General features: G+C 69.7%; 16 protein-coding genes and 1 pseudogene. 4 read left to right on the top strand and 13 right to left on the bottom strand.

Translation table 11 applies throughout. From position 1 onward, the window contains the following. The 4 genes and pseudogenes from ACZ4K2_RS35750 to ACZ4K2_RS35735 all read right to left on the bottom strand — a co-directional run. Positions 1-872: pseudogene (locus ACZ4K2_RS35750) on the bottom strand (ATP-binding protein); the annotation flags it as partial. A gap of 901 nt (positions 873-1,773) precedes the next feature. After that, a protein-coding gene (locus tag ACZ4K2_RS35745; protein WP_467480596.1) for an IS5 family transposase occupies positions 1,774-2,591 on the bottom strand; the annotation gives its coding sequence in 2 pieces (ribosomal slippage) (positions 1,774-2,249 and positions 2,249-2,591; 819 coding nt in all). Positions 2,592-3,380: 789 nt separating this feature from the next. Beyond that, complete coding sequence (locus ACZ4K2_RS35740) at positions 3,381-4,385, bottom strand: tetratricopeptide repeat protein (protein ID WP_467480599.1); 1,005 nt, start codon at positions 4,383-4,385, stop codon at positions 3,381-3,383. A gap of 29 nt (positions 4,386-4,414) precedes the next feature. Further along, positions 4,415-4,654, bottom strand: coding sequence for a helix-turn-helix domain-containing protein (locus tag ACZ4K2_RS35735; RefSeq protein WP_467480601.1), 240 nt, complete (start codon positions 4,652-4,654; stop codon positions 4,415-4,417). Between the two features lie 152 nt (positions 4,655-4,806). Here ACZ4K2_RS35735 and ACZ4K2_RS35730 point away from each other — a divergent pair, with 152 nt between their 5' ends. Next, complete coding sequence (locus ACZ4K2_RS35730; protein WP_467480603.1) at positions 4,807-4,947, top strand: lasso RiPP family leader peptide-containing protein; 141 nt, start codon at positions 4,807-4,809, stop codon at positions 4,945-4,947. A 637-nt stretch (positions 4,948-5,584) separates the two neighbouring features. Next, positions 5,585-5,794 (top strand): hypothetical protein, encoded by a 210-nt coding sequence (locus ACZ4K2_RS35725; protein ID WP_467480605.1) that lies wholly within the window; start codon positions 5,585-5,587, stop codon positions 5,792-5,794. 252 nt (positions 5,795-6,046) lie between these two features. Here the strand turns inward: ACZ4K2_RS35725 and ACZ4K2_RS35720 are convergent, their stop codons facing one another. The 7 genes from ACZ4K2_RS35720 to ACZ4K2_RS35690 all read right to left on the bottom strand — a co-directional run bounded on the left by ACZ4K2_RS35720 (position 6,047) and on the right by ACZ4K2_RS35690 (position 9,741). Then, positions 6,047-6,529, bottom strand: coding sequence for a hypothetical protein (locus ACZ4K2_RS35720; RefSeq protein ID WP_467480607.1), 483 nt, complete (start codon positions 6,527-6,529; stop codon positions 6,047-6,049). Positions 6,530-6,943: 414 nt separating this feature from the next. Next, positions 6,944-7,138 (bottom strand): hypothetical protein, encoded by a 195-nt coding sequence (locus ACZ4K2_RS35715; protein WP_467480609.1) that lies wholly within the window; start codon positions 7,136-7,138, stop codon positions 6,944-6,946. Between the two features lie 31 nt (positions 7,139-7,169). Next, positions 7,170-7,403 carry a hypothetical protein gene (locus tag ACZ4K2_RS35710; protein ID WP_467480611.1) on the bottom strand — a complete coding sequence of 78 codons (234 nt, stop codon included), beginning with the start codon at positions 7,401-7,403 and terminating at the stop codon, positions 7,170-7,172. Positions 7,404-7,633: 230 nt separating this feature from the next. Beyond that, positions 7,634-8,086, bottom strand: a complete 453-nt coding sequence (locus tag ACZ4K2_RS35705) for a hypothetical protein (protein ID WP_467480612.1) — start codon at positions 8,084-8,086, stop codon at positions 7,634-7,636. A gap of 96 nt (positions 8,087-8,182) precedes the next feature. Beyond that, positions 8,183-8,524 carry a zinc finger domain-containing protein gene (locus tag ACZ4K2_RS35700; RefSeq protein ID WP_467480614.1) on the bottom strand — a complete coding sequence of 114 codons (342 nt, stop codon included), beginning with the start codon at positions 8,522-8,524 and terminating at the stop codon, positions 8,183-8,185. Between the two features lie 178 nt (positions 8,525-8,702). After that, positions 8,703-9,200: a hypothetical protein gene (locus ACZ4K2_RS35695; protein ID WP_467480615.1), complete on the bottom strand. Its 498-nt coding sequence runs from the start codon at positions 9,198-9,200 to the stop codon at positions 8,703-8,705. A gap of 259 nt (positions 9,201-9,459) precedes the next feature. Further along, entirely contained in the window at positions 9,460-9,741 is a 282-nt protein-coding gene (locus ACZ4K2_RS35690) for a hypothetical protein (protein ID WP_467480618.1), read from the bottom strand. Between the two features lie 125 nt (positions 9,742-9,866). On the opposite strand from ACZ4K2_RS35690, the gene ACZ4K2_RS35685 reads away from it, so the two are divergent. Next, positions 9,867-11,291: a NucA/NucB deoxyribonuclease domain-containing protein gene (locus tag ACZ4K2_RS35685; RefSeq protein ID WP_467480620.1), complete on the top strand. Its 1,425-nt coding sequence runs from the start codon at positions 9,867-9,869 to the stop codon at positions 11,289-11,291. 51 nt (positions 11,292-11,342) lie between these two features. Here the strand turns inward: ACZ4K2_RS35685 and ACZ4K2_RS35680 are convergent, their stop codons facing one another. Further along, positions 11,343-11,810 (bottom strand): hypothetical protein, encoded by a 468-nt coding sequence (locus ACZ4K2_RS35680; protein WP_467480622.1) that lies wholly within the window; start codon positions 11,808-11,810, stop codon positions 11,343-11,345. 392 nt (positions 11,811-12,202) lie between these two features. Next, positions 12,203-12,409, bottom strand: coding sequence for a hypothetical protein (locus ACZ4K2_RS35675; RefSeq protein ID WP_467480624.1), 207 nt, complete (start codon positions 12,407-12,409; stop codon positions 12,203-12,205). Positions 12,410-12,683: 274 nt separating this feature from the next. On the opposite strand from ACZ4K2_RS35675, the gene ACZ4K2_RS35670 reads away from it, so the two are divergent. Continuing rightward, positions 12,684-14,000, top strand: a complete 1,317-nt coding sequence (locus tag ACZ4K2_RS35670) for a hypothetical protein (protein ID WP_467480626.1) — start codon at positions 12,684-12,686, stop codon at positions 13,998-14,000. The last annotated feature ends 443 nt before the right edge of the window (positions 14,001-14,443 follow it).

Below are 14,443 nucleotides of genomic sequence, written 5' to 3'. Positions count from 1 at the left end.
CGGCCGCCCATCAACAGGGCGAGCCGGTCGGTCATCAGACCCAGCTGCGAGGTGCTGTGGTCCAGACGCAGCAGGTCGCCGAAGACCTCCTCGCCGTGCCGTTCCTGCATCTCGCGCAGATCGGCGAGCATGCTGACCGTCTTGGCCTGGACCCGGCTGAGGGCCTTGGCGGACGCGGCCTGCGCGGCGGCGGAACGCCGCTCACTGTGAGCCAGTTCGCGGACGAAGCGTTCGGCCGACGACCGCAGCAGCACGTTCTGCGGCCAGTCGAACCTGGCGAGCACCGTATCGGCGGAACTGCCCTCCCGCAGCAGGGCGACGGCGGCGGGGAGCGTTTCCTCCGTCACGTGCCTCAGCTCGGCCGTGTCCCGTTCCAGCCCGGCGCGCACAGCTTCGAGTCCGGACTCCGCGGCGAGGGAGCGTCCGATCGATGCGGACAGCTCGGTGCCGTAGACGCGCAGCAACCGTTGCAGGTGCGGGTCGGAAGGGAGGGTGATCGTCGACAGCACCTCTTCGACGCCGGTGCCCTTGCGTACCCGCTCGGTGACGTCCGGCAGAATCACGTCGACGAGCCGGGACGTCTCGGCAGCCTGATGCCGAAACGCGTTCCTGGCCTGCTCGAGTTCACTGCCCTGCGCGGCGGCGCGCCGGTGAGCCCGGCCTACCAGGACCGAGGCCCGGCTGACCACCACCGCGATGCAGATCCAGGCGACGGCCACTACGCCCCACACCCAGCGCCGGCCGTCCTCGGGAGCGAGAACGGCCGCGGTAGCGGCGCCCGCGGCGGTGACGGCCAGGATCGCGAACAGCGAGACGGGCGCCGCCCCTTCCGCGCTTCGGCGCTGGCGGCGGCGGCGAGCTGACATAGACATTCCGCGGTCCCTCGGTCCGTGCATACGGGGCTGGGTGGACGACTGAGCATCACCGATGCCAGGGAAGAGCGGCCGAACGAAGGACGGCGACCCTTCCGGTTGTGGATCGCCGCTCATGCTAGTCACCGACCGGAGCGCGGATGACCGGGCGATGCGTTCGTTCCCCCACGAATTCGTTTCGTCGGAAAACAATCATCACCGCACGCTTTTATGGTAGGGAAGATCAGGCTTACGAAGCTGTCCTGCGAGGGAAGCGAAGGCGGACATTCACGCTCTTGCTCTGCGGTACGTCACACCGTGCGCCGCGTCATGAGAACCAGGAGCGTACAGATCCCGCCAATCACCGGTCGACTTGCGCGTGTTCGGCCAGGAGAGACCACCTCAGTCCCGGGCGAAGCGGCCCCTTACCACGGTTGGGCTCGGCCCCGGGTGGCCGGTGGACGAAAGCCACCGCACGCCGGAAATTCGAAGGCGCGCTGTGGTAGTGGCAGTACGCCGCAGGCGCCGGCAGCGCCACCGCCGCCTACCGCCTGCACCTGTTCCACCAACGCCGCAGCGAACTCAGGGATGCCGGCCACTGGCTGGGCCAAGCCCTCGACCTGGACTTCGACATCCCCTTCGCCCACCGCAACACCCGCCCGCACCAGCCGCGGCCTTCCTGGGCAGACGCCCTGCGTGAAGCCGCGGAATGCCTCAAAGCCGACAAGGAATGCGGGGAGTTCTACCCCCCGACCAGCGGCTGGCCGATCAGATCGAAGAACTCGCCGCCACCTGCTGACGGACCGGACTCGGCCCCTCCCGCCCACCGGAGGGGCCGAGCCCCCGAGCACTTCTGCCGCCGCGCCCCGCCCCTGGACCGGCGCCGCGCCACTTCCGCTCCTGGCCGGCTTAAGACCGTGTCCTATGTGGTGAGGCGGACAAGGCGCTTGTAGCAGCAGAGGGCGGCGGCGAGTCCGAGAAAGGCCAGGTAGTTGCGGGGATCGCGCTCGTAGCGGGGGCTGAGTCTGCGGTAGCCGGAGAGCCAGGACATGGTGCGCTCGATGACCCAGCGGCGGCGCCCTAATCGCTTGCTGGACTCGATGCCTTTTCGGGCGATGCGTACTCCGATGCGCTTGCCTCGTAGCCATCGGCGCAGGTCAGCGCGGTCGTAGGCCTTGTCCGCATGCAGGCGCTGGGGCTTGAAGTGCCGGCCGCGGTGGGGGTCGTGTCTCGTTTGGTGACCCTCGACCATGGGCTTCAGCCCTTCGCTGTCATGGGTGTTGCCGGCCGAGACGCCGACGACGAGGGGCAGGCCGTTCGCATCGGACAGGACGTGCATCTTGGAACCCGGCTTGCCCCGGTCCACGGGACTCGGACCTGTGAGTTCGCCCCCTTTTTAGCGCGGACGTGGGCGGTGTCGAGGACGACGCGGGTGACGTCGAGGAGGCCGACGTCGTCGAGCTGGTGCAGCACGGCCTCGTGCAGCCGGCCCCAGACACCGGCTCTCGACCAGATCAGGAACCGCCGGTGGGCGGTCGACTTCGATATCCCGAAGCAGGGTGGCAACGCCCGCCAGGCGCAGCCGGACACCAGGACGTAGATGATGGCGGCGAACAGCGTCTCATCAGGGGTGTCTTGCGTTCCGCCGCCCTGCGGCCGCACCTTCGACGGCGGGATCAGCGGCTTCGCGATCTCCCACAACCCGTCCGGAACAATCCAACTCCACGTACCCCGCCCCATGAACGGACCAACGACGCCTCACCACATAGGACACGGTCTTAAGGCGCCGAGCCGTGCCTCCGGCCCGCGGCCGACCGCTTCTTCGCAGAAGGGGACGCGGGGGTGGGTGGGCTGCGTCGGGGTGGCGAAGCGCGGTGAGCCACCGGTGGCCGGGGCTCGTGTAGGCGGATGGTGAGCTGGCCGTCGGGTGGGCGAGACGGGCGGTGCGGGCCGGGGCGCGGTGCGGCCACCCGGCCGCGCGTCTGCCCGATACGGCACGAACGCGGCGAGGACCTCGCCCAGCCCGGCGACACCCGCACTTACCGGCAATGGCTGCGCATCCCCGGAGACAACCTCGCCGCAGACCGGCTCGACCTGTTGCGGACGATCGGCCGCGCACCCGTCAGCGCCTGACCCGCCCCCGGTACGCGGGCCGCGGCCATCCCGACACCGCAGCCCCCGGCGCCGCCCCACCCCGCCGCCGGGCAACCGGTACCGCCCCAGCCTCTTCACGCGAACAGCCGGCCCGTGCGCGGGTCGGCCAACCGGCCTGCGCACGCTGCCGCAGCCGACGGCACTCCGCAACACCCCCGGTGCCCCACCGCCCGGTACCCGGCCCTGCAGCGAACCGCCCGCTGCACCGAACGCGCGTCCTCCGGCGAACATGCACGCGTCCCGACACCCGACCGTCCTCCGCCATCCGGCCGAGGAAGACGTCGGCCAGTCGCTGGGCGTTCGTCGATGCTGCGGACGAACAGATCGCCTCGGCGGGCGGGGTCCGCGGGTTGTTCGGCAGTGGTCAGGGTCTCCTTACGCGCGGGCGGTGATGCGCTCGCCGAGTTCGGTGGCGGCCGGGCTGTCGGCGATCCTGGGGAGGCGGGCGGCGATGTTGGTCAGGCCGTCGTGGATCCTTACGGACTGCACGCCGTCGGCGCAGTCGAGGAATTCGCTCCAGGTGGCCAGGGCGGTCTCGGTGTTGCCGCGTTTGAGCTGGACGTGGCCGAGGTCGGCGAGCACGATCGCCCGGGTGCGTTTGCGGTCGAGGCCGTGGATGTCGAGGGCGAGGTGGAGGTGTTCCTCGGCGGCGGCGAGGTCGCCGACCTTGGCGTGGATCATGCCGGACTCGTGCGCCCACCGGCCGTGGCTGTAGTGGGACGCCCAGGACTGCCCGGGCGGGGCGGGGGCGTGCTCGATGGCTGCCTGGGCAGAGGCGAGGAGTTTCGCGGCGGTGGTGTGGTCGCCGTCGGCGGCTGCCGCGCGGGCGTAGGTGTTGCGGTAGTAAGCGAGCGCCTTGGGGTTGGTCAGTTTCCGTCCGCGCTGCTCGCACGCCTCGGCGAGCCGTACGGCGGTGGGGATGTGGCCGAGGTCGATGGCCTGGTCGGCGAGTCCGCGCAGGGCGGTGGCGGCGAGTTCGTTCTCGCCGGCCTCGGCGGCGAGCCGGTAGCTGTGCAGGTGGTACTTCTGGCTCAGGCCCTGGTGGCCCTCGTCGCGGGCCATCCAGCCGATCAGGTGCACCAGCTCGCTGGTCGCGGCGAACAGCTCCCGGCCGGTCTTGTCGGTGTAGCGGCCGTCCAGCCACCGCTTCACGTCCACCGTCAGATACCGCACGGCCAGGTGGCGTGCGTGACCGCCGCCGAGCTCGGAGGCGGCGTCGCCGAGGGTGGTGGTCATCGTGCGGACCGCGGCGACCTCGCCCGAGCCGACCGCGACGGGGCCGGGCCGGTTCGCGCGGCGGGTGACGGCCTCGGCGTCGGGCAGGTCGAGCGCGGCCAGGCCGACCGCGGCGGATGCCGCGAGGAACTGTCGTCGGTCCACGTCGCTGCCTCCCAGGAGCATGACCGAGGTCACGGTATCGGCGAACTGGCCCCATTGTCCTCGGACAGATCGATACCCAGGACCTGTTCGATGAACGGCAGCCACACCCGGGGAACCCGTAACCCCTTCTCCCACCGGTAGACCTGCTGCCGGTCGCAGAACCCCGTCTTCCCCCAGCGCGCCACCGACAGCTCGTCCGCGAGCTTCTCCTGGCTGCATCTGGGCCGCCGTGCTTCACGTGCGGCGCGGATGCGCTCTGCGATGGTCATGTCCGGCCCGATCGTCCGTCGTGCTGGTTCACAACTGGCCTACAGATGGCAGACATTCTGGCATCTGCCCACAACTCGTGTCTGCGCATTGACTGCTGGTCACCAGGCCCGGTGACACAGACAGCCGGGCAGCGAGCGGAAGGAAGTCCGCCATGGGTGAGAACCCCACCCCCCTCTACCAGGCCCCCCTCTACCAGGCCCCCGTCGTCCTCGACGCCGGCGCCGTCGCCACGGTGACGCTGGGCACCAACAACTTCGACACCGCCGACGACACCGAGTACAAGAACGTCTGACCCGCGAACGCCGGGGCCCCGCAGGGAACCTCGGCAAGGAGGCGCCGGGCCTGCTCGTTCCCGTGCCGGGGCACGAGGGCGGGCGGCGGCCCGGTGCCTTCGCCTCGTCATACACGCCGGTGAAGAAGCAGGAGGGACAGGCGATGAGGTGGAGCGCGGGGTGGTCAGGAGCCGCCGGGCCCACGATGCGGCCCGCCGGGGGCCGGGCGGTGCCCGGCCTGGACTGCACGTGGACGTGCGGGTGGCCCACGGCCCGGATCAGCGCGGTGAGCGACGGGAAGGCGGCGCTGGCGGTGATCGGTGAGTGCGGCGCCGACGAGGCCCGGCTGCGCGACGCGCTGCCGGTCGTACGGGCGAAGGACTGGCGGGCGCTGACCCGCTGGCCCGGCTCCTACCTCGTGATCGCCCGCAGCGGCGAGATGCTGGCGGTCATCGGGGACCTGGCCGGGCAGCACCCGGTGTACTACCGGACCGACGCGGCCGGCATGTGGTGGTCGAGTGCCGCGTCCTCGCTCGCGGCGCTGGACGGCGCCCCCATCGACGTGACCGCGCTCGCAGCCCATCTCGCCTTCGGGCAGCCCGATGTACTCGCCGGCCGGAGCCTGTTCCGCGACGTGCGCCGGGTGCTGGCGGCCACGTGCTGCCGCTCGACTGCGACAAGGCGGCGGTGCAGCGGTACGAGCCGGTCTCCTACCCGCGGGTGCACCTTCGCGAGCAGGCCCCGGTGGTGCAGGCCGCGCTCGCCGAAGCGGTCGCAAGCCGGATCGACGGCCGTCCGGTCAGCGCGGACCTGGCCGGGCTGGACTCACCACACTCGCGTGCCTGGCCGCCCAGCGGGGCCCGGTGACCGCGGTGACGTTCGCCGACGAACGCCTGCGCGACGACGACCTCGCGTTCGCGGCCCGCACCGCGGCCACCGTGCCGAACCTGGCCCACCATACGGTCCCCGGAACCGCGAGGAGCGTGTACTACGCCGGTCTGGAGGATCTGTCCGCCGTGCCGGTGACCGACGCCCCGAACGCGTACGTGGTCACCGCCTCCATCAAGCGAGCCGTCCTGGACACGGTCACCGAGAACACTCCGGGCCGGGGCGTGCACTTCATCGGCGCGGCCGGCGACGCCGTCCTGTCAGCTCCCTCCGCCTACGACGCGCAGACGTACGTAACGGCGGCCGCCGGCGGACACAGGGAAGGACCAGGCGTGCGCGGGTGAGGGGCTCGAGGTCGCCGTAGAGGGCGGCGTGCAGGGCGGCGGCCAGTTCGCGGGCCCGGTGCTCGGTCTCTACGTCGTACAGCACGAAGTAGACCGGGCCGGCGGAGGAGTCGGAGCGGATCTCCCGTGCGCGGATCGGGCGGATGACGGCGGCGCGGATCGCGTCGTACGCGTCGTCGGCGACGGTGTGGTCCGGGTCGGCGGTGAGCGCGTCGGCCTTCACGGTCCAGCGCCGGCCCTGGTTCTCGACGGCGACGAATGCCGCGTGCTGTTGCTTGGCCTGCCGGTAGGCGTCGTTGAAGGCGTCGACGGCGGTGGCGTCGGGGACCTGGTCGGCGGGGCACGGCGGGCAGCGGCTGCATGAGGGCATCGTCTCAGCAGAGGCGGAGGTGCTGCCGTTGTTGACGACGATCGTGTCCTTGCTGGCACGGTGGCGTTGAAACGTCTGACACGTGTACTGGTCTGGACCCCCACGTCGGGCCGGTGCAGTCCGCGGCCCCCGATTCCGCGCTCTGGCGTCGGGGCCGCGTCAACGGCTCGGCGGTTCCCCTTCCCGGACCGTGACCGGCAGCCCTGGTCTCCCCCTCGGGACCAGGGCTTCGTTCTGCTGCCGGGGTGGTGTTCCGTACGGCCTGGCCGGGGTGGTGGACTGGTGGGGCTGCCGGACCGGGGCCCAACCACGGTGACGGTCCGGCAGCCCGGGGAGCGCGGCGCCGTACAGCGCCGGCGGCCTCCTTGGGGGTGCGGTGCGGGTGGCGGTGGGGGCCGTGCCCGCACCGCGCGGTCAGCGCCCAGGCCAGGGGTAGCGGCGGGCGAGGATCGTCCACTCCTCATCCGGCCGGCCGGGCACGGCCCGGCCAGCGCTGGCCCACCGGGCGGCGAGCGCGGTGAAAATCGGCTCCAGTTCGGGGCGCGGAACCGTTTCACTGCCGCTGCGCTGCACGCCGATGAGCGGCGTGAGCCGCATCGTCGTGGTCACGCCTTCTTCAACGCCGTCAGGGCCATCCGGGTCACCCACGCGCTTGGCCGACTTCGCGGAGGGCGGCGCGGGCCTGCTCATCGGTGAGGAGCAGGTTGAACTCGTGGAAGGCGACGTCCAGGACCGCGTCGGGGGTCGGCTGCTCGCCCTCGGGCACGCGGCGGACGGCGGGCTGGACGGCGCCACGAGCCACGATGGCTTCGCGCTCCGCGTCGTCGAGGGTGTCGTCGGTGAGCGCAGCCAGGACCTGCCGCCACAGAGTCACTGATCGCTCCCGTTCCGGCAGCGGACGCTGCTGTGGCGAGCGCGGGGGTGGCGCCGTGGTCCTTGGTGCGGTGCGGCGGCAGCACAATCACGTCGGTCACCTTATGCGGCAGAGGGTCGGACAGGGAGTGGATGGCGCCGGGCGTCGGCGCGGTCATGTGGCCTGCCCGAGGGACTGGGCGAGGTTCTGCGGGGCGATCCAGCCGCCGACCCAGTACCGGCGAGGCAGGGTCAACGGCATCGCGCCGGGTCCTCGAAGTGCGCCGAGTCGGGCTTCACGCCCCGCGTCCAGCGGGCAAAGTGCTTCTCCTCGCCCGCCTTACGGTCAAGCTTGCGGCCGGTGACGTACAGGCTGGTGACCTGCCGGCCGGTGTCGTAGTCGAAGCGGACCTCGCGGGCGGCCCGGTAGACGCCGTAGCTGGTGATGTCGTGCACGGACATCCGTCCGGCCCGGCCGAAGACCAGGGCGGGCTCCAGGTGCTCGAAGAACACCCAGGTCTGTGCGAGGCCGGGAACGCTCTCCGAGGCGAAACCGGTCGCGAAGCCGTGGAGGACGAGGTGGGTGTCTTCGTGGTCCTCGTCAGGCAGGGCGCGGACCGCGTGGATGTGGTCGTAGTTGGGCTGGCTGCTCGCGTAGGCCCAGTTCGTGCACTCCGGGCAGGTGCCGTTGGTGGTGGCGCTCATGGTGTTCCTCATCGTGGGGCGGGAGCGGGTTCGGCGTTGTACTCCGGCCGGATCTTCTCCCGGGTGCCGACCTTCTCTACGTAGATGCGCACGCACTCAGCTTCCTTCAGGGCGCGGACCTGTCCGGCGAGGTCCTGGCCCCTGCTGGAGACGCGGGCGGTAGCCGATCCGGTCGCCGGTGCACTCCCGCGCGGCCAGCAGGCCTGGATCGGGCTCGGGGCCGGGCTGCCAGGGCCGGCCGGGGCCGCGGGCGGCGGGGATGCGGATCGCGGGCCCGGACTTCAGTCCGAGGATCTTGGTGTACCGGCCGGTGTGGTAATCGACGGCCACGACGCCGGAGTTGGCCCGGCACGCCGATCCGGGTGCCGCTCCGCAGCGCGGGCACGGTTCGCGCTCGATGAGCTCGGCGCGGGCGATCTCGTCCAAGTGGCCGTCCACGTGTTCCCCGCCCGGCCGCACGATGCGGCCCGCCCCGAATACCCATCCCGCTTCTCCGCCGCGCCCGCCGGTTCCGGGACGCCTCCCGTGCTCCGCCGGCCCCGGCGGGCGGCCGTCCCGGAAACGACCGTTTCCGGGACGCGCGAGTGAACGCCTGTCGTACGGATCTACGCCCAGATCACGCCGTGGCGTCCTTCGCGGTGATCTTGTCGTCCAGGTAGACGACCGCCGTCGCCCCGGAGGCGTCCGCCGCGGGTACGACGTTCTGCATGGCTTGCGAGATCGCTGCACCCACCCGCCGCCCGATCGCCTTGTCCAGCTGGTTGTAGGCGTGGTTCGGGCGGTAGGGCCAGTCCTGGATGTTGGAGCAGAAGTGCAGTACCGCGGCGAGGGTGCTGCCCGACAGCGGCACGGTGACCATGCCGTCCGCCTCGGTGGTGATGTCCTCCTCCGCCGGCGCGCGGAAGACGTTGTCCACGACGTCCACGGCAGATGACGGGCCGCCCCTCTTGTGCTGCGGGACCTGCTGGGCCAGGTAGTCCCAGGTGTTGCGGTGGCACCGCACGCGCGCCACCCCCACTCCGGCGGCCTTCGCCATGTCGCTGGCCACGTGGTCGTAGTCCTTGGGCCAGTCCTCGTACGGCAGCTTCCTCTTGAACAGCGACTCGATCCCCAACGCTGGTCTCCCTTCGGCTGTGCGGCCTTCGCACCGTGATCAGCGTGGACGTGGCGGGGAACCCTGCACGCCGATCACCCCTCGTTCACTCGTATGGGTGAACAACACCGCGCTGCAGTCTGACGCCACTTGACCCCGAACGGTCGCACGAGATGTGAGGCGTCGGAATTCTCATCTCGGCCACCGCACCTCCAGCGGTCGGTTCGGACGTCACCGCACATCCAACCGTCATGACCGCCAACCCGGCGAACCTATGCGGTCAGAGCACTAGCCCGGCGAACCACCCACTGAAGGGACCTTTACCCTGTTCCCACAGACTCCTGTCTACGACCGCCTCGTCGCCGAGCGTGGCGACGTCCTCGTCCAGGTCCGCGGTGCAGCCGACCGGATACGGCGCGACCTGGCACGGGTTCTTCTCTCGGCGCCCGCCTCCCAGCCGAGCGCCCCGCAGAACGTCTTCGAGCCGAAGCAGCCGCTCAGCGCCCTGTAAGCCGACGGCCGTCGCCCTCGCTCTCCACCCAGCCCGGATGATCTCGGACAAAGTGCCGTGGTGATCAGGACAAGTCCAGCTCATCAATCATGAACTCGCTCGTATGTTCGTAAGTCTGTGTGCTGACCAGCCGTCGGAGGTGAGACCCGACGGCGCACGAGTTGGGGGGTCTGTAGATGGGCAGTACCGGATGGTGGCCGTCCGGCCGCAGGCTGCTGACGGCACTTACGGCACTCGTTGTCGTATCCGCCACCTCGCCGGCGTTGGCGAGCGCGGAGCAGCGCGACGAGCTGCGGGTGGAGTCGTACGTTCTGCCGCTCGGTGAGGTGAAGTCATCGTTGCAGGAACTGGCGACTCCCCAGGGACGCCAGAAGTTGCGGCAGTTGACGGGTCGGGCTGGTCTTGGCGCGCTGCTGGCGCAAGAGACGAGGGGGCCGGCAGCTGGGTATACGCCCGTGTCGCGTCGGGCGTCCGGTTACGCGTCGTCGAGCGATGATGTAAGGGGGGCGGCGGGCGCCGCCGGACCGGGGGCGACGGCACCGGAGCCGTCGCGGAAGATGACGCTCGACGAGTGTAAAAAGGGCTTGGGTACCGACAACCCGTTCTTCGTGAAGTCGCGGTTTGCTGTGTGTGACGGCGCCTCGTTCGTACAGGAGTGGCTCGTCAACGGCCGTCCCTCCGGCGCCAGTATGTTCAATCTGCGCGTCGTTGGAACCATCGTCAAGAACAGTCGCACCATCGACTACCAGTACTACTACACCGATTTCGAGGTGACCGGCAGGACCGGGGCACTGACCATGCCCATCAGCACCAAGGGAACTACCCCGAAGACCTGGCCGTCCGGCGCCCACTTCACACACGGCGGAAGCATGCCCGGCACCAAGACATGGACGCAACTGAAAGCGCTGCGCACGTTTCACCACACGATGAACGCCAAACCAGGCCAAGGAAGTGGACGCGAGGACCTGCTGGCCGCGGTCTACGAGCCAGCGGTCAGTTTTAAACCGCCGGCTCCCTGGCAGCTGAGCGGCAACACAGGCGGCAAGCTGTTTATGCTCGCACCCGTATGGGACGCGGCGTCTTATCTGCCCAACTCCACCGGTGGCGGAAACCCCGCGAAGAAGGGCGCGGCCAGCTTCGGCTATTACGCGTCCTTGACTCTGAGCGCGAAGGCGGGTGCGGAGGAACGCGCCGAAGCCCAGCACATCAAGACGGCGTTCACGCATCCAGAGGACACCAAACCGTACATGTCGGCCAAGAAAGTGCCCGGTCAGACTGTCAAGGCTCCGCTGCACCGGACAGTGAGCGCGAAACGGAACGAGGACAACCGCACTGCGGCGAAGAAGCAGTGCAGGCGCTACTGGGGCGAGGGGTACACCCACGGTGGGACGCGGGACTGCGACGAATACCCCTTCGCCAGTACGTATGAAGGCGCTGCGGAAAACTACTACGACCCTGAGGCGCGGAAGTTCAACTTCTCGGTGAAGCCCATCGCCAAAGAAGACAACCAGGCTGGTGGGAGCATCCTGAAGAGCTTCTACAGCAAGAACCGCATCCTCGACGGTATGAACGACGGCTTCATCGTCAGGATCACCGGCTGATGCGTCTCGCTTCGGGAGCGACCGGTCGCTCCCGAAGCGGCACGGCGGCGACTACAAACCGGCAGGCCAGAACTGCACGAGGTAGCGCTCGACTCCTTTGATGCTCTCCTCGCTCTCGGCCAAGGCTTCGACTTCGGCTCGGCCCGCGGAACTGACACGCACGCGCCACGACCCGCCCGAGTCCGCCAAGTGGATCAGGTCATCGAGTCGGCCCAGGCTCATCGACCACACTGCGACCTGGCCGCTGACCGACTCGAAGTCCGCATCCGCCTGCTCTTCCCACCCGGCGGCGTCCTGCACAGGCGCCGGCCCGTCCCATACCTCGACCGTGAGAGAGGCGGTATGGGTATGGCCGGCGCTCGTGATGTCCAAGCGCCCGGGATGAGTGCTCAGGAAGGTACCGAAGTCGAATTCGTCCGGAAACTCCATTTCGAGATAGGCGTCGTCGGATTCCTGCAGTGAGAACGCGTGGTAACCCACGAAAACATCAACATACTGCTCACGGACAAGTTGCGGCACGAGGCGCCCCCCAAGGTTGTAGACGACTGGCCATCGCCTGCGATCATATGGCGGCGCCGCCGACTGGGACGCGGTACCGCGCGAACTGGACGGCGTCCTGGCCTCGGGCGGTAGTGGATCAGCCTCGCATCGGCGGGGAGGGACGGAGCCGAAGGTGTAGGCCGACGCCGCCGTCAGCGGCGAAGTCTATGCGCATGACACCGTGCCGTGCTCCGACGCAGCAGGCCCCGCCGCTTTTCGCCGCCCCGTCCTCTCCGGCAGGGGCGCTGCGTGGATCGGGCTCGTTGACGAAATTGCCATGGGGCGTTTTCTGCGTCTGCACGGAGGGGCGCTGTTCGTGGTGCGCAAGAAGACGCCGTGCTCGGAGTGCCTGTGGCCGGCATCGCACCACATCACCTATGGCAGGATCGGCGGCGGTGGACATCGCGAAGTTTTTCCGAGGCCCTTGTCTTGCCCTCGCCGACGACCAAGGCGGCAATGTTGTGGAACCGCTCGTCGCGCAGGACCGTGGTGAGGACGGCCTTGCCGTGGTACCCGCCGGTCATGACCAGGATGGCGGGGGCGAGCGCGGCGGCGATCCGTGCCGTCAGGTCGTACATGGGCGCCAGCAGGTAACCGCGCTGTGGGAGGCGGTGGTCGAGCACCGGCCTCAGATCGCACGCATCCTCGTCGCCGCGGGAGCCGACCCGTGTTCGGCTGTCACGGCTCCAGCCACTGAGTGGGCGCCGGTCGCTGTGCTCGCGTCGCCTGCACCGCCCCGCTGTGCCGAGAGGTGGTCGATGGGGATCGAGTGACAGAAGATGCCGTGCTTCGGCTATACCGTTCTGCTGGGACGTCAGCCCAGGACTGACGTGGGAATGAGTTGGGGGGACGATGATCGACTATCGCAAGGCGGCGAAGGTTCCGGTCTGGACGCTGGCGACACGTGATGTCCAGGTACCGGCGGTGTTCGGGGACGGGCCGATGACGACTGAGCGGCTGGATGAACTCAGGGGAGTACTGGCCGCGTTGGCCGAACAGCCGATCGCCACGCTCGAGGCGCATCCGCTGCCCGACAAGCTGGACCGCAGCCGTGGTATCCCGCTCGATTCCGCCAGTCCCCTGGCGCAGCACCTGTCGCAGCTCATCACCGAGTCCGCTAAGGCTTCCGCCACGGCCGCCAACGCGACGGCCTCCGGCGAGATGCTGTGCCGCGTGGTGGTGCCGGCGAAGGTCGCCGCCGAGTTCGGACAGGGGCTGGTTCGCTGGATGGAGCCGAAGGGATCGACGGGCGGGTTCTACGGCGACCTTGTGCACTCGACGACGCGCCAGATCGCCGCCAAGGCGACACTTGTGCCGGTCAGCGGAGCGGCGGCGGCGGGCACGGTCGGTGGCGCGGGGGCGACCGCCGGTGCCGCGGCCGCGGGTGGCACGGTGTTCACCGTGGCCGCTCCGCTTGTGCTCATGGCGGTGGCCGTCGGAGTGAGCGCGCACGCCGACCGCAAGCGGCAGCAGGCCATCGAGCACATCACGGATCTTCTGGAACAGCTTCAGGCGGACAAACTCGACGACGAGCACAGCGCGCTCAATGGCTGCCGTCCCGCCATCGACAAGGCCACGGCCATCCTGCTCGACCAGGGCAGGCTCGGTGTCTCGCTGGGACTCGATTCGGCAGTGCACACCATCGACACGGCACTGAGCAAGGCCGACATCCGTCTGGCCCGTTGGCGGAGTGCGCTGGACAAGCTGCCCGCCGGCGAGCCCGTCGATATCGGCACGCTGACCGAGTCGTTCCCCGGCGTGGACGACCAGGGCGGTACGTTCCGCACCCACGTCGAACTGGCGGAGCTGGCCATGGCGTTGAAACGACGCGTCAACATTCTCCAGGCAGTCGAGCGAGCCCAGAGCGAGCCGGACAATCTGTTCGAGAACTTCGCCCGTGCCCTCAAGGACGACGAGCGGCGTCTCAACGAGCTGGAGTCGGACATCGCCGGTGTGCTGGTGCGCCTGTCGACGCTTGAGCTGGCGCGCCCGAACAGCAAGCGCCCAGTCTTCACGACCGGTGAGGTCGACCGACTCCTGCGCGCGGCGTACCAGATCCGTCGCCTGGGCGACGGCGTCGCACTCAACGGACGCCCGACGGATGTGGAGATCGAGATCGCCCGTGACCGGGACGGCTCGGTGGTCGTGTTCCCGGCGCTGCCCGCGTAGGCGCAGGCGCGCTCGCGCTCACTCCGTGATCGGTTCTGTTCGCCACCATCGGGTATTCCTCCCGTTCGTCGATCAAGCAGGAGGTCGACATTGAGACCCACTCCACTGGTGATGCCCAGCCGCAAGCCCACGCCGCAGGCTATGCGGTGGGACCGGGGCGAGGGCCTGGCGCCTGATGTCCACTTCACCGCCGAGCGTCGGCATGGGCCAGGCCCTCGATGCGCACCCCGCACCGACCACCACCAGGCACGACATCCTAGTCGCGGGGCAGTCGCTACGGGCCGCGCATGCGGTTTGGCTGGGACGGCGACGGCCCCGCCCGAGGCCGTGTCCTTTGAGCGTGGCCGGCGCGGGAGCTGGTGACCGGCCACCGCCGCGAACCAAGCTGCTGTCCGGTCCGCGCCCGCGTCGTGGGTGCGGATTGGGTGATCGCCGGACACCGG

The organism is Streptomyces sp. NPDC025833 (assembly GCF_055558055.1).
The sequence above is the reverse complement of the archived record's forward strand: the minus strand, read 5'-3'. Positions and strand labels throughout refer to the sequence as shown.